This window comes from Streptomyces sp. NPDC014889 (assembly GCF_043081205.1).
Classification (GTDB): Bacteria; Actinomycetota; Actinomycetes; order Streptomycetales; family Streptomycetaceae; genus Streptomyces.
Map to the genome: position 1 here is coordinate 53,183 of NZ_JBIBWH010000023.1, position 17,183 is coordinate 70,365.

At 69.3% G+C, this 17,183-nt stretch carries 17 protein-coding genes; 1 reads left to right on the forward strand and 16 read right to left on the reverse strand.

Annotation, left to right across the window (positions count from 1 at the left end; translation table 11 throughout):
* Positions 1-47: 47 nt before the first annotated feature.
* Positions 48-1,871 carry a glycosyl hydrolase family 18 protein gene (locus ACF09J_RS33140; RefSeq protein WP_392309175.1) on the forward strand — a complete coding sequence of 608 codons (1,824 nt, stop codon included), beginning with the start codon at positions 48-50 and terminating at the stop codon, positions 1,869-1,871.
* Positions 1,872-1,936: 65 nt separating this feature from the next.
* On the opposite strand, the gene ACF09J_RS33145 is transcribed toward ACF09J_RS33140, so the two are convergent.
* The 16 genes from ACF09J_RS33145 to prfA all read right to left on the reverse strand — a co-directional run bounded on the left by ACF09J_RS33145 (position 1,937) and on the right by prfA (position 17,109).
* A complete protein-coding gene (locus ACF09J_RS33145; RefSeq protein WP_392309176.1) occupies positions 1,937-2,383 on the reverse strand; it encodes a DUF2550 domain-containing protein in 447 nt (148 codons plus the stop codon).
* Positions 2,384-2,513: 130 nt separating this feature from the next.
* Entirely contained in the window at positions 2,514-2,888 is a 375-nt protein-coding gene (locus ACF09J_RS33150) for a F0F1 ATP synthase subunit epsilon (protein ID WP_392309177.1), read from the reverse strand.
* Between the two features lie 111 nt (positions 2,889-2,999).
* Positions 3,000-4,436: a F0F1 ATP synthase subunit beta gene (gene atpD / locus ACF09J_RS33155; protein WP_392309178.1), complete on the reverse strand. Its 1,437-nt coding sequence runs from the start codon at positions 4,434-4,436 to the stop codon at positions 3,000-3,002.
* Positions 4,436-5,353 (reverse strand): F0F1 ATP synthase subunit gamma, encoded by a 918-nt coding sequence (locus ACF09J_RS33160; protein WP_392309179.1) that lies wholly within the window; start codon positions 5,351-5,353, stop codon positions 4,436-4,438. The genes atpD and ACF09J_RS33160 overlap by 1 nt, the downstream gene beginning before the upstream one ends.
* Positions 5,354-5,374: 21 nt before the next feature.
* On the reverse strand, positions 5,375-6,967 hold the full coding sequence (gene atpA / locus ACF09J_RS33165) for a F0F1 ATP synthase subunit alpha (RefSeq protein WP_362355258.1): 1,593 nt from the start codon (positions 6,965-6,967) through the stop codon (positions 5,375-5,377).
* Positions 6,968-7,108: 141 nt separating this feature from the next.
* The gene (locus tag ACF09J_RS33170) at positions 7,109-7,924 is read right to left on the reverse strand and encodes a F0F1 ATP synthase subunit delta (protein WP_392309207.1); all 816 of its coding nucleotides are present in this window, start codon (positions 7,922-7,924) and stop codon (positions 7,109-7,111) included.
* 2 nt (positions 7,925-7,926) lie between these two features.
* Positions 7,927-8,478, reverse strand: a complete 552-nt coding sequence (locus ACF09J_RS33175; RefSeq protein WP_392309180.1) for a F0F1 ATP synthase subunit B — start codon at positions 8,476-8,478, stop codon at positions 7,927-7,929.
* Positions 8,479-8,520: 42 nt separating this feature from the next.
* A complete protein-coding gene (gene atpE / locus ACF09J_RS33180) occupies positions 8,521-8,751 on the reverse strand; it encodes an ATP synthase F0 subunit C (RefSeq protein WP_024884520.1) in 231 nt (76 codons plus the stop codon).
* A 73-nt stretch (positions 8,752-8,824) separates the two neighbouring features.
* Positions 8,825-9,646 carry a F0F1 ATP synthase subunit A gene (gene atpB, locus ACF09J_RS33185; protein WP_392309181.1) on the reverse strand — a complete coding sequence of 274 codons (822 nt, stop codon included), beginning with the start codon at positions 9,644-9,646 and terminating at the stop codon, positions 8,825-8,827.
* Positions 9,647-9,871: 225 nt separating this feature from the next.
* Positions 9,872-10,318, reverse strand: a complete 447-nt coding sequence (locus ACF09J_RS33190) for a hypothetical protein (protein WP_392309182.1) — start codon at positions 10,316-10,318, stop codon at positions 9,872-9,874.
* A 303-nt stretch (positions 10,319-10,621) separates the two neighbouring features.
* Positions 10,622-12,019 carry an MraY family glycosyltransferase gene (locus ACF09J_RS33195; protein ID WP_392309183.1) on the reverse strand — a complete coding sequence of 466 codons (1,398 nt, stop codon included), beginning with the start codon at positions 12,017-12,019 and terminating at the stop codon, positions 10,622-10,624.
* Between the two features lie 139 nt (positions 12,020-12,158).
* On the reverse strand, positions 12,159-13,397 hold the full coding sequence (glyA, locus tag ACF09J_RS33200) for a serine hydroxymethyltransferase (RefSeq protein WP_392309208.1): 1,239 nt from the start codon (positions 13,395-13,397) through the stop codon (positions 12,159-12,161).
* 380 nt (positions 13,398-13,777) lie between these two features.
* Positions 13,778-14,410, reverse strand: coding sequence for a protein-tyrosine-phosphatase (locus tag ACF09J_RS33205; protein ID WP_100568047.1), 633 nt, complete (start codon positions 14,408-14,410; stop codon positions 13,778-13,780).
* Entirely contained in the window at positions 14,407-15,054 is a 648-nt protein-coding gene (locus tag ACF09J_RS33210) for an L-threonylcarbamoyladenylate synthase (protein WP_100568048.1), read from the reverse strand. Before ACF09J_RS33210 ends, ACF09J_RS33205 begins: the two co-directional genes overlap by 4 nt.
* A 52-nt stretch (positions 15,055-15,106) precedes the next feature.
* The gene (prmC, locus tag ACF09J_RS33215; protein ID WP_392309209.1) at positions 15,107-15,946 is read right to left on the reverse strand and encodes a peptide chain release factor N(5)-glutamine methyltransferase; all 840 of its coding nucleotides are present in this window, start codon (positions 15,944-15,946) and stop codon (positions 15,107-15,109) included.
* A 95-nt stretch (positions 15,947-16,041) separates the two neighbouring features.
* On the reverse strand, positions 16,042-17,109 hold the full coding sequence (gene prfA / locus ACF09J_RS33220; protein ID WP_392309184.1) for a peptide chain release factor 1: 1,068 nt from the start codon (positions 17,107-17,109) through the stop codon (positions 16,042-16,044).
* Positions 17,110-17,183: the final 74 nt, after the last annotated feature.

The window sequence follows — 17,183 nt, forward strand, 5'->3', positions numbered from 1 at the left end:
GGGCGGCCACAGCGCCCCGCAGGCGACATCACAAGAGGAGGCGCGGTATGCGCTTCAGACACAGAGCCGCGGCCGGGTTCGCGACCCTGCTGCTCCCGCTGGCCGGCCTTGTCGGCCTCGCGGGCTCCGCCCAGGCCGCGACATCGGCCACCGCCACCTACGCCAAGACCCAGGACTGGGGCACCGGCTTCGAGGGCAAGTGGACGGTGACCAACTCGGGGACGGCCGCGATCAGTTCGTGGACCATCGAGTGGGACTTCCCCTCCGGCACCTCCGTCACCTCCGCCTGGGACGCGGACGTGACCAGCTCCGGCACCCACTGGACCGCCAAGAACAAGTCCTACAACGGCACCCTCGCCCCGGGCGCCTCCGTCTCCTTCGGCTTCAACGGCGCCGGCGCCGGCTCCCCGAGCAACTGCAAGCTCAACGGCGGCAGTTGTGACGGCGGCAGCACCGTGCCCGGCGACAACCCGCCCTCCGCCCCGGGCACCCCGACCGCCTCGAACATCACCGACACCTCGGTGAAGCTCACCTGGGGCGCGGCCACCGACGACAAGGGCGTCAAGAACTACGACGTGCTGCGCGACGGCAGGACGGTCGCGACCGTGACGACGACCTCGTACACGGACACCGGGCTGACCGCCGGCACCGACTACTCCTACAGCGTCCAGGCCCGCGACACCGCGGGCCAGACCGGCCCGATCAGCGGCTCGGTCGCCGTGCGCACCACCGGCGGCGGCACCACTCCCCCGCCCGGCAACAAGGTCCGGCTCGGCTACTTCACCGAGTGGGGCATCTACGGCCGCAACTACAACGTCAAAAACATCGTGACGTCCGGCTCGGCCGCGAAGATCACGCACATCAACTACGCCTTCGGCAACGTCACCGGCGGCAAGTGCACGATCGGCGACTCCTACGCCGACTACGACAAGGCGTTCACCGCCGACCAGTCGGTCAGCGGCGTCGCCGACACCTGGGACCAGCCGCTGCGCGGCAACTTCAACCAGCTTCGCCAGCTCAAGGCCAAGTACCCGAACATCAAGGTGCTGTGGTCCTTCGGCGGCTGGACCTGGTCCGGCGGCTTCGCGGACGCGGCCAAGAACCCGACGGCCTTCGCCCAGTCCTGCTACGACCTGGTGAAGGACTCCCGCTGGGCCGACGTGTTCGACGGCATCGACATCGACTGGGAGTACCCGAACGCCTGCGGTCTGACCTGTGACACCAGCGGTTCCGCGGCCATCAAGAACGTGGCGGCCGCGCTGCGCGCCAAGTTCGGCAACAGCGCCCTGGTCACGGCGGCCGTCTCCGCCGACGGCACCTCCGGCGGCAAGGTCGACGCCGCCGACTACGGCGGGGCCGCGCAGTACCTCGACTGGTACAACGTGATGACGTACGACTTCTTCGGCGCCTGGGACGCGAAGGGCCCCACCGCCCCGCACTCCCCGCTCACCTCGTACAACGGCATCCCGCAGGCCGGCTTCACCACGGCCGACGCGATGGCCAAGTACAAGTCCAAGGGCGTCCCGGCGAGCAAGCTGCTCATCGGCATCGGCCTGTACGGCCGCGGCTGGACCGGCGTCACCCAGGACGCCCCGGGCGGCACGGCCACCGGCCCGGCTAACGGCACGTACGAGCAGGGCATCGAGGACTACAAGGTGCTCAAGACGTCCTGCCCGGCCACCGGCACCATCGCCGGCACCGCCTACGCCAAGTGCGGCAACAACTGGTGGTCCTACGACACCCCGGCCACCATCGGCACGAAGATGTCCTGGGCGAAGCAGCAGGGTCTGGGCGGCGCCTTCTTCTGGGAGTTCAGCGGTGACACCGGCAACGGCGAGCTGGTGAACGCCATCAACAGCGGCCTGTCGTAAGGCCCACCGGTCCCCGAGACCAGCAGAGCGCCCCCGGACCACGGTCCGGGGGCGCTCTTCCGTCCCTACGCCACGTTCACCCTCTGGCCGGGCGGCGCCGCCTCCAGCCAGGCGAGGAAACCCGTCAACGCGTCCTCGCTCATCGCGAGTTCCAGGCGCGTACCGCGATGCAGGCAGGTGAGGACGACCGCGTCGGAGAGCAGGGCGAGTTCCTCCTCGCCCTCGGGCAGACGGCGGCCGGCCACCTCGATGGAGGCCCGTTCCAGGGTGCGGCGCGGGCGAAAGGCGTAGGAGAAGACACGGAACCACTCGACGCGGTCGCCGTTGTAGCGGGCGACACCGTAGCTCCAGCCCTTGCCGCTGGTGTCGGTCTTCTCCGGTACGTCCCACCGCAGACTGCAGTCGAAGGTGCCGCCCGAGCGCTGGATGAGTCTGCGTCGCAGGCCGAAGACGAACAGTCCCATCACCACGAGCAAGACCACCAGCCCGCACACAGTCAGAGCGAGGACCATCGGCACCGACCTCCTCGTCTCCTAGGTAATGGAACGGAAAAAACACCCACATTCACCTCAGCCGCGGCCGGTACCGGATTGCTCCGGTACCGGCCGCGGCTGAGTGACGTCATCACACGGCTGGCTGGGTTCAGCTCGCCGTCGCCGCGCGCAGTCGGATCTCCGCGCGGCGCTCGGCGTGAGCGTCACCCTCCGCCTTCGCCCGTTCGAGCTCTCGCTCGGTGCGCTGGACGTCGATCTCGTCCGAGAGTTCGGCGATCTCCGCCAGCAGCGACAGCTTGTTGTCCGCGAACGAGATGAAACCGCCGTGCACCGCGGCGACGACCGTTCCACCTTCACTCGTACGGATGGTCACCGGGCCCGACTCCAGCACACCGAGCAGCGGCTGGTGACCGGGCATGACGCCGATGTCGCCGGACGTGGTGCGCGCGACGACCAGGGTGGCCTCGCCGGACCAGACCTGGCGGTCGGCAGCGACCAGCTCGACGTGCAGCTCAGCAGCCAAGAGTGGCTCCTCGGGTCACCACCCGGCGGGACTGCCGGGTGTTGGGGTCAATTCTAAGGGGCGTGGGAGAGGGGGCGGGACCGCACCCGCCCCCTCGGGTGAGCCGGAGGCTCAGGAGACGCCCAGCTCCTTCGCGTTCTTCTTCAGGTCCTCGATACCACCGCACATGAAGAACGCCTGCTCGGGGAAGTGGTCGTACTCGCCGTCGCAGATCGCGTTGAACGCCGCGATCGACTCGTCCAGCGGCACGTCCGAGCCGTCCACACCGGTGAACTGCTTGGCGACGTGGGTGTTCTGGGACAGGAAGCGCTCCACGCGACGGGCACGGTGGACGACGAGCTTGTCCTCCTCGCCGAGCTCGTCGATACCGAGGATCGCGATGATGTCCTGCAGGTCCTTGTACTTCTGCAGGATGTTCTTCACGCGCATGGCCGCGTTGTAGTGGTCCGCCGCGATGTAGCGGGGGTCCAGGATCCGGGACGTGGAGTCCAGCGGGTCCACGGCCGGGTAGATGCCCTTCTCCGAGATCGGACGGGAGAGCACCGTCGTCGCGTCGAGGTGGGCGAAGGTGGTGGCCGGGGCCGGGTCGGTCAGGTCGTCCGCGGGGACGTAGATCGCCTGCATCGAGGTGATCGAGTGACCGCGGGTCGAGGTGATGCGCTCCTGGAGGAGACCCATCTCGTCGGCCAGGTTCGGCTGGTAACCCACCGCGGACGGCATACGGCCGAGCAGCGTGGAGACCTCGGAACCGGCCTGCGTGAAGCGGAAGATGTTGTCGATGAAGAACAGCACGTCCTGCTTCTGGACGTCGCGGAAGTACTCGGCCATGGTCAGGCCGGCCAGCGCGACGCGCAGACGGGTGCCCGGGGGCTCGTCCATCTGACCGAAGACCAGGGCGGTCTTGTCGATGACGCCCGACTCGCTCATCTCGTCGATGAGGTCGTTGCCCTCACGGGTGCGCTCGCCGACGCCGGCGAACACGGAGACACCGTCGTGGTTGTTGGCGACGCGGTAGATCATCTCCTGGATGAGCACCGTCTTGCCGACGCCGGCGCCGCCGAACAGACCGATCTTGCCGCCCTTGACGTACGGGGTCAGCAGGTCGATGACCTTGACGCCGGTCTCGAACATCTCGGTCTTCGACTCGAGCTCGTCGAAGTTCGGCGCCTTGCGGTGGATCGGCCAGCGCTCGCCGTCGTACTCGGCGTCGACGTTCAGCACCTCACCGAGGGTGTTGAACACCTTGCCCTTGGTGAAGTCGCCGACCGGGACGGAGATCGCCGAGCCGGTGTCCGTCACCGGGGACTGGCGGACCAGACCGTCGGTGGGCTGCATGGAGATCGTGCGGACGATGCCGTCACCGAGGTGCTGGGCGACCTCGAGCGTCAGCGTCTTCTGCTCGCCCTCGTTCGCCGGGTCGGCGACCTGGACGTGAAGGGCGTTATTGATGTCCGGCATCGCGTCGACGGGGAACTCCACGTCGACGACCGGGCCGATGACCCGCGCGACGCGGCCCGCCGCCGTGGCCGTCTCAACAGTGGTGGTCATTACTTGTCACTCCCCGCGGTCGCGTCGGCCAGGGCGCTCGCGCCACCGACGATCTCGCTGATTTCCTGGGTGATTTCGGCCTGGCGGGCCGCGTTGGCAAGCCGGGAGAGCGTGTTGATCAGCTCGCCCGCGTTGTCGGTGGCCGACTTCATCGCGCGCCGGGTGGCGGCGTGCTTCGAAGCGGCCGACTGGAGCAGCGCGTTGTAGATACGGCTCTCCACATAGCGCGGCAGCAGCGCGTCGAGGACGTCCTCCGCCGAGGGCTCGAAGTCGTACAGCGGAAGGATCTCGTCCTTCGCCGCGACCTGCTCCGACACCTCTTCGAGGCGCAGTGGCAGAAGCCGGGCGTCGATCGCCGTCTGCGTCATCATCGAGACGAACTCCGTGTAGACGATGTGGAGTTCGTCCACGCCGCCGTCCTCGGTGTCCTGCTGGATGGCCTCGATCAGCGGAGCCGCCACCGTCTTGGCGTCCGCGTACGAGGGCTCGTCGGTGAAGCCGGTCCACGACTCCGTGATCTTGCGCTCACGGAAGTTGTAGTGGGCCACACCGCGCCGGCCGACGATGTAGGCGTCGACCTGCTTGCCCTCGCCCTCGAGGCGCACGGTCAGCCGCTCCGCCGCCTTGATGGCGTTGGAGTTGAAGGCGCCGGCCAGGCCGCGGTCGCTCGTCAGGAGCAGCACCGCGGCGCGGGTCGGGTTGTCCGCCTCCGTGGTCAGCGGGTGCTTGGTGTTGGACCCGGTTCCGACCGCCGTGACCGCGCGGGTCAGTTCCTGCGCGTACGGCGTGGAGGCCGACACCTTGCGCATCGCCTTGACGACGCGCGAGGCGGCGATCATCTCCATCGCCTTGGTGATCTTCTTGGTCGCGGTGACGGATCGGATGCGACGCTTGTAGACCCGGAGCTGGGCTCCCATGAGTCAGGTCCCTTCCTTACGTCACTTGGCGGCAGCGGCCGGGGTGTCCTCGCCGAGCAGCTTTCCGTCGCCCGTCTCGAACTGCTTCTTGAACTCCGCGATCGCCTCGGCGGCGGCCTGGAGCGTGTCGTCGGACATCTTGCCGCCCTCCTTGATGGAGGTCATGAGGCCCTGCTCCTTGCGGTGCAGGTACTCCAGGAGCTCCTTCTCGAAGCGGCGGATGTCGGCGACCGGCACGTCGTCCATCTTGCCGGTGGTACCGGCCCACACGGAGACGACCTGGTCCTCGGTGGCCATCGGCTGGTACTGGTCCTGCTTCAGCAGCTCGACCATGCGCTGACCGCGCTCCAGCTGGGCCTTGGAGGCCGCGTCCAGGTCGGAACCGAAGGCGGCGAACGCCTCCAGCTCACGGAACTGGGCCAGGTCCACGCGCAGACGGCCGGAGACCTGCTTCATCGCCTTGTGCTGCGCGGAACCACCGACTCGGGAGACGGAGATACCGACGTTCAGCGCGGGGCGCTGACCGGCGTTGAACAGGTCCGACTCCAGGAAGCACTGGCCGTCGGTGATGGAGATGACGTTGGTCGGGATGAACGCCGAGACGTCGTTGGCCTTGGTCTCGACGATCGGCAGACCGGTCATCGAGCCCTTGCCCATGTCGTCGGACAGCTTCGCGCAGCGCTCCAGCAGCCGGGAGTGCAGGTAGAAGACGTCGCCCGGGTAGGCCTCACGGCCCGGCGGACGGCGCAGCAGCAGCGACACGGCACGGTAGGCGTCGGCCTGCTTCGACAGGTCGTCGAAGATGATCAGGACGTGCTTGCCCTGGTACATCCAGTGCTGGCCGATGGCGGAACCGGTGTACGGCGCCAGGTACTTGAAGCCGGCCGGGTCGGACGCCGGGGCGGCGACGATGGTCGTGTACTCCAGCGCGCCGTTCTCCTCCAGCGAGCGCCGGACCGACGCGATGGTGGAGCCCTTCTGGCCGATGGCGACGTAGATGCAGCGGACCTGCTTGTTCGGGTCGCCGGTGCGCCAGTTGTCGCGCTGGTTGATGATCGTGTCGACGGCCAGGGCGGTCTTGCCGGTCTGGCGGTCGCCGATGATCAGCTGACGCTGGCCGCGGCCGATCGGGGTCATGGCGTCGACGGCCTTGTAGCCCGTCTCCATCGGCTCGTGCACCGACTTGCGCTGCATGACCGTGGGGGCCTGCAGTTCGAGGGCGCGGCGACCCTCGGTCTCGATCTCGCCGAGGCCGTCGATCGGGTTGCCGAGCGGGTCCACCACGCGGCCGAGGTAGCCCTCGCCCACGGCGACGGACAGGACCTCACCGGTGCGCTGCACCGGCTGGCCCTCCTCGATACCGCTGAACTCACCGAGGACGATGGCACCGATCTCGCGCTCCTCGAGGTTGAGGGCGAGGCCGAGGGTGCCGTCCTCGAACTTCAGCAGTTCGTTGGCCATGGCCGAGGGAAGGCCCTCGACCTTCGCGATGCCGTCGCCGGCAAGGGTGACCGTACCGACCTCCTCGCGCGAGGCCGCGTCCGGCTTGTACGACTGGACGAAGTTCTCCAGCGCGTCCCGGATCTCCTCCGGCCGGATCGTGAGCTCCGCCATCTGGGTTCCCTGCTCTCCTTGTTGGGCCCGAAGTTTCACTTGGGGGGTATTCCACGAGTCGGGGACTCCCCCCAATAAGAGGTGAATCCTCTGCACGGCCCAACCAGGGCCGTCGTGTACGTCTTGCGTGTTGAGTTGCTGCTAGCTCGCCATGCGGCGGGCGGCGTCCTCGAGCCGGTCCGCGAGGGAGCCGTTGATGACCTCGTCGCCGACCTGCACCCGCATCCCGCCGACGACGTCGGGGTCCACGTCGAGGTTGAGGTGCATCTGACGGCCGTAGAGCTTGGCGAGGGCCGCGCCGAGGCGCTGCTTCTGCGTGTCGCTCAGCGGGACCGCCGAGGTGACGACCGCGACCATGCGGTTACGGCGTTCGGCGGCGAGCTTGGTCAGGGACTCCAGTCCCGCTTCCAGGCTACGTCCCCGCGGCGCGGTCACAAGGCGCGTCACCAGACGCTCGGTGGTCGCGGCCGCGCGGCCGCCGAGCAGGCGGCGCAGCAGTTCCTTCTTGGCCGAGGCGGCCGCGGCGCGGTCGGTCAGGGCCGCGCGCAGCCCGGTGTTGGAGGAGACGATCCGGCCGAAGCGGAACAGTTCGTCCTCGACGTCGTCGAGCGTGCCGTTCCGCTGTGCCGCCGTGAGGTCGGCGACGTCCGCCAGCTCCTCCAGCGTGTCGACCAGGTCGCGGGGCTGCGACCAGCGGGAACGCACCATGCCGGACACCAGGTCGGTGGCCGTGCCGCCGATCTGCCCGCCGAGCAGGCGCTGCACCAGCGTGGCCTTGGCCTCGCCGGACTGCGCCGGGTCGGTCAGGACCCGACGCAGACCGACCTCGCGGTGGAGCAGCGCGGTGACGGCCGCCAGCTCGTCGGCGAGCGGGCCGGCGTCCACGGAGGTGGAGTCCGTCAGCGCGTCCAGACGCTGCCGTGCGGCGGTCAGCGCCTCACGGCTGGCTCCGTGCATGGTCATCGAGTCGCCTCGGCCTTCGAAGCGGCTTCGTCGAGGCCGTCGAGGAAGCGGTCGATCACACGGCTCTGCCGGGCGTGGTCCTCGAGGGACTCGCCGACGAGCTTGCCGGCCAGCTCAGTGGCCAGCGTGCCGACGTCCTGCCGGAGCGCGGACGCGGCGGCCTTGCGGTCGGCCTCGATCTGGGCGTGGCCGGCGGCGACGATCTCCTCGCGCTGACGCTGGCCCTCGGCCCGCATCTCGGCGATGAGCGTGGCGCCCTGCTCCTGTGCCTCCTGGCGCAGGCGCGCGGCCTCGTGGCGGGCCTCGGCGAGCTGAGCCTTGTACTGCTCAAGGACGCTCTGGGCCTCGGTCTGCGCGGCCTCGGCCTTCTCGATACCGCCCTCGATCGCCTCGCGGCGCTCCTCCAGAACCTTGTTGATGTTCGGGAGGAGCTTCCAGGCGAGGAAACCGAAGACGATGACGAAGGCGATCAGGCCGATGACAAGCTCGGGGATCGGCGGGACGAGCGGGTTCTCCGTCTCGGCCGCGACCGTGAGCAGCGGGCTCATGTTTCTGCCTTTCGTCTAGTCGGCTGGAAGTGGATCAGCGGATCACTTGCCGTAGACGAACGGCATGACCAGACCGATCAGCGCCAGCGCCTCACAGAAGGCGAAGCCGAGGATCTGGTTGGCGCGGATCAGGCCGGCGGCCTCGGGCTGGCGGGCCAGGGCCTGGGTGCCGTTACCGAAGATGATGCCGACGCCGACGCCGGGGCCGATGGCAGCGAGGCCGTAACCGATGGAGCCGAGCGAGCCGGAAACAGCGGCAAGGGTCTGGGACATGCCAGTTCTTCCTTTTCTTTACGGACCGGTGGGGGTTGGCCACCGGACGATCAGGGGGTTCTCCGCGGGACGCTCAGTGGTGCTCTGCGAGCGCGCCCTGGATGTAGGTGCACGTGAGGAGGACGAAGACGTACGCCTGCAGTGCCTGGATGAAGAGCTCGAAGGCCGTCATCACGATCGTCATGACGAAGCTGACGCCCGCGTAGGCGATGCCGATGCCGTTGAGCAGGTACCAGCTGGCGATCGTGAAGAGCAGCAGCAGCGTGTGGCCCGCGAACATGTTCGCGAACAGTCGCACCGCGTGGGTGAAGGGCCGCACCAGCAGGTTCGAGAAGAACTCGATGAGCATGGCCAGCGGGAGCACCGCGCCCAGCGACTTGTCGTAGCCGGTTACGTTCTTGAAGAAGCCCACGAAGCCGTGCCGCTTGAAGGTCAGCGAGACCCACAGCACGTACACGACCAGGGCCAGGATGGCCGGGTAGGCGATGATCGACGTCACCGGGAACTGGGCGACCGGGACGATCGACCAGAGGTTCATCATCCAGATGAAGAAGAACAGGGAGACGACGAGCGGGACGTACTTCTCGCCTTCCTTCTTGCCGATCGTCTCGTAGACGACACCGCGCCGGATGAAGTCGTAGCCCGCCTCGGCGACCATCTGAAGCTTGCCCGGCACGACCGTCGGCTTGCGGAAGGCGGTCCAGAAGAACCCGATGACGATGATGGAGCCGAGCAGCGCCAGCAGCATCGGCTTGTTGAAGTAAAGGTTGCTGTCCGCGTTGCCCCAGAGGGGCTCGAACAGGAACGAGTGCAGGCCCGGAGCGGGGAAGCCACAGCCGGCGAAGATGTGGCAGTCGGTCTCGAAGGCGAGCACCTGCGTCGGGTCAGCACTCACCGCGGGCTCCTTCAGCGTGGCGCATAGGTACGGCAACCTCGTTGTGTCGGCGCGGCGTGCTGCCGCGGTTCGGCACGGGACTGGTGTTACGGATGTGGGGGCGGCAGTGGGGCATCTCGCCTCGCGATAGAACAGGCGTCAGCTCGGATGCCCGCGCCCGCGATGCCGCAGTTGGCACCGGACGATAGCAGGATCTCTCATGCGTCCTTATCCCGGCCCTACCGCTCACGACGAGCGCTCCGTCTTTTGGGACTTCTCGTCGGCCGTGGACGGAGCCGAGTCGGGCTCGACGTAGAGGATCTTGGACTTCATATGGGCCCGCGTCTGCGCCGCGATCCATGCCAGTGTGGCGGCGACCAGCGTGAAGGCGAAGGCCCGGGGGTTGAACAGCGACGTGTGCTTGAACACGGCCAGGAAGACGAACAGCAGGAGGATCTGCGCCGCGTAGAGCATCAGGCCCATCGCCTGGAAAAGGTGCGGAAGCGACTTGGCGGTGCGCTGCAGGACGTAGAGGCCGATCCCCATGAAAAGGATCGCGATCACGGTCGCGACGACCGCGCCGATCGCCCCCTTGCCGCCGGCGACCACACCGCTGATGACGGCGGCGACCGCACCGACGGCGGCTGTGGGCACAGCGGCCTCGGCCAGGATCCGGGCGTCATTGGACGGCATCGCGGCAACTCCGCATTCACAGGGGGCAGGGCGTCGTCATGGGACGAGCGTAGTCCCGGTGCCGAGGGGGAAAACCTCGGCCCCACCAGGACCTTCGCTCTGTGGCCCTTTGGCTCTCCGGGATACTCGTGAACGGTATCACAAACTATTTGATGAGGTCTTTACCTCAAAGGTGTGCTGACCCTCACACGTGAGAGTACAGCTGCACTTCTGTGCAAATTCCAGGCCCATTCGCCCGATATTGGGGGGATTTGACGCCCCACGAGTTGGCAACGCCTTAGTCAGATTCTTACCTTGACGTCGTCAGCGCGACGTTCCGGCTCTCCGCTCGTCCAGGACGCGCGAACGGGCTCCGACGGCGGTCGCTCCGTTGACACCGGCCGCACCGGCACGGACTCCCACGCCCGCCGCCACGGGCGTCTCCCCCCGCACCGGGCTCTCCGCGTCCGGCGAAGGCCCTGCGGACTCCTCCTCGGACGCGGGGGACGCGGAGGACGCGGAGGACGCGGAGGCGTCCGGGACCGCGACCCCGCGGCGGCGCCGGTAGCGCGGCGGCACGAACTGCTCGGCCCAGCGCGGGGCGCGCGGGGTGAAGCGCGGCAGCAGAAGCAGTACCAGGCCGATGAAGCTGAGCACCACGATGCCCAGCACGATCCACATGGACGCCGACTTGACCGAGTAGGTGAGCGCGCCGAAGCCGATCAGGGCCGCCCAGAAATACATGATCAGCACGGCCCGGCTGTGTGAGTGGCCGATCTCCAGCAGGCGGTGGTGCAGATGGCCGCGGTCGGCGGCGAACGGGGACTTGCCGTGCCAGGTGCGCCGCACGATCGCCAGGATCAGGTCGGCGGCCGGGATGGCGATGATCGTCAGCGGCATCAGCAGCGGGATGTAGACCGGCACCATCTGGTGCACCGCGTTGCGCTCGGAGCCGGAGAACAGCTTCATCACGTCCGGGTCGACCTGGCCGGTCACCGAGATCGCGCCGGCCGCCAGCACCAGGCCGATGAGCATGGACCCCGAGTCGCCCATGAAGATCCGCGCGGGGTGCATGTTGTGCGGCAGGAAGCCCAGGCACATGCCCATGAGAACGGCCGCGAAGAGGGTCGCGGGGGCGGCCGCCTCGATGTTGTATCCGTACCAGAGCCGGTAGGCGTACATGAAGAACGCGGCGGCCGCGATGCACACCATGCCGGAGGCCAGGCCGTCGAGGCCGTCGACGAAGTTGACCGCGTTGATGGTGATGACGACCAGCGCGACCGTGAGCAGGGTGCCCTGCCACTGGGTGAGCGCGACCGTGCCGATGCCGGGCACGGGCAGCCACAGGATCGTCAGACCCTGCATCACCATGACACCGGCCGCGATCATCTGGCCGCCCAGCTTGATCAGGGCGTCGATCTCGAACTTGTCGTCCAGGACGCCGATCAGCCAGATCAGGGCGGCGCCGGAGAGCAGCGCGCGCGGCTCGTTCGACTTCGCGAAGACCTCGTTGAGGTTGGTCAGGTGGTCGGCCACCAGCAGGCCCGCGCACATTCCGAAGAACATCGCGATACCGCCGAGCCGGGGAGTGGGCTCCCGGTGCACATCACGTGCCCGGATCTCCGGCACCGCCCCTGCGACGATCGCGAACTTTCGTACCGGCCCTGTCAGCAGATACGTCACCGCGGCCGTGATGCAGAGCGTCAGCAGGTATTCACGCACGGGCTTCCCCACAGGTCTCGCTGGCCTTCTCAGCCCCACACCCTAGCGACGCAGGCATATGTATGGGGACTTCCGGGTAGCGACGATGGTTGCACGTGTGGCTGTGTACGGTTTTGTACGACCGTTCTGCTACCCCGTCTCAGCGTGGATACGGCGGATACCGGCCCGTGAGTTCGCGCACGTCCTCGCGCGCGCTCACCGAGTCGATCTCGCCGCGCAGCACCTTGCCGAACAGGACGGCTGTCCACTCCATCTCCTGCTGGCCCATGCCCTGGGTGGTCACCGCGGCGGTGCCCAGGCGCAGACCGCGGCCGTCGGCGTGCGGCAGCGCGCAGCAGTCGAGGACGATACCGGCGGCGGCCAGCCGTCCGCGCGCGGCACGGCCCTCGATGCCGAGCGGTGCCGGGTCCGCGGTGATCAGGTGGGTGTCCGTGCCGCCGGTGGTGACGGCCAGGCCCTCCGCGGCCAGCCGGGCGGCGAGCACCCGCGCGTTGGCGACGACCTGGTGGGCGTAGGCGGCGAAGGCCGGGGTCGCGGCCTCGCCGAACGCGACGGCCTTCGCGGCGATGGTGTGCATCTGGGCGCCGCCCTGGGTGAACGGGAACACGGCGCGGTCGACGCGCTCGGCCAGCTCGCCCCCGCACAGGAGCATCCCGCCGCGCGGCCCGCGCAGCACCTTGTGGGTGGTGGCGCACACCACATCGGCGTACGGCACGGGGCTGGGCGCCGCCCGGCCGGCGACGAGCCCGATGGGGTGGGCCGCGTCGGCGATCAGATAGGCGCCGACCTCGTCGGCGACCGCGCGGAAGAAGGCGTAGTCGATGTGGCGCGGGTAGGCGATGGAGCCGCACACGATCGCCTTGGGCCGGTGCGCGCGGGCGAGCGTGCGCACCTGCTGGTGGTCGATGAGTCCGCTCTCGGCGTCGACGCCGTAGCCGACGAAGTCGAACCAGCGGCCGGAGAAGTTCGCGGGCGAGCCGTGCGTGAGGTGCCCGCCGTAGGGCAGGCCGAGGGCGAGCACGGTGTCGCCGGGCCGCAGCAGCGCCGCGTAGGCGGCGAGCACCGCGGACGAGCCCGAGTGGGCCTGCACATTGGCGTGTTCGGCGCCGAACAGGGCCTTCGCCCGGGCCACGGCGAGGCGTTCGGCGGCGTCGACGAACTCGCAGCCGCCGTGGTGCCGGGCGCCCGGATAGCCCTCGGCGTACTTGTTCGCCAGCACCGAGCCGAGCGTGGCGAGCACCGCGGGCGAGGTGAAGTTCTCCGCCGCGGTCAACTGGAGTGTCGTCGACTGCCGGTCCAGCTCCCCCAGCAGCACGTCGGCCAGCTCGGGGTCCTGCCGGCGCAGGAGATCGGCCTCGAGAACGGGGATGACCGACATGTCGCGCTCCGGACGGTCGACGTTGGCGTACGTCCAATGTAGGCCCACGAGCCCCACCCCGCGCGGCCCCTTAGGCCGTCACGGCAATGCCCAGGAGCCCCTCGTGTCACGCCCACGGGGCCTGGGCGGGAAACCGGGAAAGCCACGACGCGCCACGGGGCGCACACGGACCGGTACACCCCGGCCGCCCCTCTGCGAGCCTCCAGCGGGGGCCCAGCGGCCCGGGAGAGCTTCCTGGCGGGCCCGCGGCCGGCCGAGCCCTGCGATGCCGCAGTACGGCGGCACGGGCGCCCACACTGGCTCGCGGGACATCTCCGGCCTCCGGGCCGGGGTACGGGCCCTTCACGGGCCTCCCGGCCCGTCGTGCGCCGCGCGGTGGGTCAGGCGCGCGCCCGTACGCCCGTCAGGGCCGTCACCACCGGGTCCAGGGCCTGGTGTATCTCGTCGCCCACGGAGCGGAAGAACGTCAGGGGGGCGCCGTAGGGGTCGTAGACCTCGTCGGCCTCAGCGGTGGGGGCCAGGAGCCACCCGCGTAGAGCGGCGGCAGCGCGGACCAGGGCGCGGGCGCGTTCGACCACGCCGTCCTCCAGGGGCGGCAGCGTGGCCGGGTCTATCGCCTTCACCAGGCGGGTGAACTCCTTGAGGGTGAAGGTGCGCAGGCCGGCCGAGTGGCCCATGGAGATGACCTGGGCGCGGTGGTCGAGGGTCGCGGTGAGCACCAGGTCGGCGCGGATCACGTGCTCGTCCAGCAGCTCCCGGCCGGTGAAGCCGGAGGCGTCCGCGCCGAAGTCGGCCAGCACGGTCTCCGCGTTGGCCTCCATCGGCGCGCCCTCGTGACCCCAGGTGCCCGCGCTCTCCACGATCAGCCCGCCGCCCCGCGGATCCCCGAGCCGGTCCGCCACGAAGTGCCGGGTCAGCCGCTCGGTGATGGGCGAGCGGCACACGTTCCCGGTGCTGACGTGCAGGATGCGGAAGGTGTCGCCTATGCCACGCCCCGCGTCAGGGGCCGTCAATTCGCCACCTCGAGGTCGGGTACCACCTTGCGCAGTTCCTCCGGCGACAGGGCGCCCTCACGCAGCAGCACGGGCACCTTGCGGCTGACGTCCACGATGGAGGACGGGACGTTGCCGGGGGTCGGCCCGCCGTCGAGGTAGACGGAGACGGAGTCGCCGAGCATCTCCTGCGCGGCGTCGCAGGTCTCCGGCGCCGGGTGGCCGGTCAGGTTCGCCGACGACACGGCCATCGGACCGACCTCCGTGAGCAGTTCGATGGCGACCGGGTGCAGCGGCATCCGCACGGCGACCGTGCCGCGGGTGTCCCCGAGGTCCCACTGGAGGGACGGCTGGTGCCGGGCGACCAGCGTCAGCGCGCCCGGCCAGAAGGCGTCCACGAGTTCCCAGGCCATCTCGGAGAAGTCCGTGACCAGTCCGTGCAGCGTGTTCGGGGAGCCGATGAGCACGGGCGTGGGCATGTTGCGGCCCCGGCCCTTGGCGGCGAGCAGGTCGGCCACGCCCTCGGAGGAGAACGCGTCGGCGCCGATGCCGTAGACGGTGTCGGTGGGCAGCACCACGAGCTCGCCCCGGCGGACGGCGGACGCGGCCTCGCGCAGACCGGTCACGCGGTCGGTGGCGTCGTTGGTGTCGTATCGCCGTGCCATTGTCAGCGGGCCTCCTCGTACACGTACTGCTGGTCGGACGTCCTGGTGGGGGTCACGGCAGCGCCTTGCGGGCGGTGGCGAACCGCGGCCGGTTGTTGAGGTCGGGGTGGTCGGCGGCGTCGGCCCAGCCCCGTTCCTCGGTGAAGATCCACGGCACCTGTCCCCCCTGGGTGTCGGCGTGCTCGACGACGACGACTCCGCCGGGCCGCAGCAGCCGGTGCGCGGTGCGCTCGATGCCGCGGATCAGGTCGAGGCCGTCCTCCCCGGAGAACAACGCCAGTTCCGGGTCGTAGTCGCGGGCCTCGGGGGCGACGTACTCCCATTCGGTGAGCGGGATGTACGGCGGGTTGGAGATGACGAGGTCGACCTGGCCGTCGAGGTCGGGGAAGGCCGTCCGGGCGTCGCCCTGACGCAGGTCGACCCTGGACCCCTCCGTGTTCTTGCGGGTCCACTTCAGCGCGTCCTCGCTCAGCTCCACGGCGTGCACACGCGAGCGCGGCACCTCCTGGGCGAGGGCGAGCGCGATGGCGCCCGAGCCGGTGCACAGGTCGACGATGCACGGCTCGACCACGTCCATGGCCCGTACGGCGTCTATGGCCCAGCCGACCACCGACTCGGTCTCGGGCCGGGGCACGAACACCCCTGGCCCGACCTGGAGTTCCAGATACCGGAAGTAGGCACGCCCGGTGATGTGCTGGAGCGGCTCGCGCTGCTCGCGCCGGGCGATGACCTCCCAGTAGCGGGCGTCGAAGTCGGCGTCCTTCACCGTGTGCAGCTGGCCACGCTTGACTCCGTGCACGAACGCGGCGAGTTCCTCCGCGTCGGTGCGCGGCGAGTCCACTCCCGCGTCGGCCAGCCGCTGGGTGGCCTGCGCCACCTCCGCGAGCAGCACGCTGCGGGGACTCGGGGGCCGCCCCCCGGATTCTTGCTGCACGCTGGTCCTCCGTTGGTGCTCGTACGTGCGCACGCCCCGCGTGCGCACGTGTCTTACGCGGCCGCGAGCTTGGCGGCCGAGTCCGCGTCGACGCAGGCCTGGATCACCGCGTCCAGTTCGCCGTCCAGGACCTGGTCCAGGTTGTACGCCTTGAATCCGACGCGGTGGTCCGAGATGCGGTTCTCCGGGAAGTTGTACGTGCGGATCTTCTCGGAGCGGTCGACGGTGCGGACCTGGCTGCGGCGGGCGTCGGCGGCCTCCCGTTCCGCCTCCTCCTGCGCCATGGCGAGCAGCCTGGAGCGCAGGATACGCAGTGCCTGCTCCTTGTTCTGCAGCTGGCTCTTCTCGTTCTGGCAGGAGGCGACGACCCCGGTGGGCAGGTGCGTGATGCGCACCGCGGAGTCGGTGGTGTTGACGGACTGGCCGCCGGGCCCGGAGGACCGGTAGACGTCGATGCGGAGGTCATTGGGGCTGATCTCCACGTCCACCTCCTCGGCCTCGGGGGTGACCAGCACACCGGCCGCGGAGGTGTGGATACGGCCCTGGGACTCGGTGGCCGGCACCCGCTGCACCCGGTGCACTCCGCCCTCGTACTTCAACCGGGCCCACACGCCCTGGCCGGGCTCGATCTGGCCGCGGGTCTTCACCGCGACCTGGACGTCCTTGTAGCCGCCCAGCTCGGACTCGGTGGCGTCGATGATCTCGGTCTTCCAGCCGACCCGCTCGGCGTACCGCAGGTACATGCGCAGCAGGTCGCCGGCGAACAGGGCCGACTCGTCGCCGCCCGCGCCCGCCTTGATCTCCAGGATGACGTCCTTGTCGTCACTGGGGTCGCGCGGGACGAGCAGGAGGCGCAGCTTCTCGGTCAACTCCTCGCGCTGCTGCTCCAGCTCCTTGACCTCGGCCGCGAAGTCGGGGTCGTCCGCCGCGAGTTCGCGCGCGGTGTCGACGTCGTCGCCGGTCTGCTTCCAGGAGCGGTACGCGGCGACGATCGGGGTGAGCTCGGCGTAGCGCTTGTTGAGCTTGCGCGCGCCTGCCTGGTCGGCGTGGACCGACGGGTCGGCGAGCTGCTTCTCCAGGTCGGCGTGCTCGGCGACGAGTTCCTCGACGGCCTCGAACATCTTTCGGCTCCTGTTACTGCCTGTACTGCTGGGGTGGGGGAAGGCGGGCGACCAAAAACGCCGGTCCCGGCGCA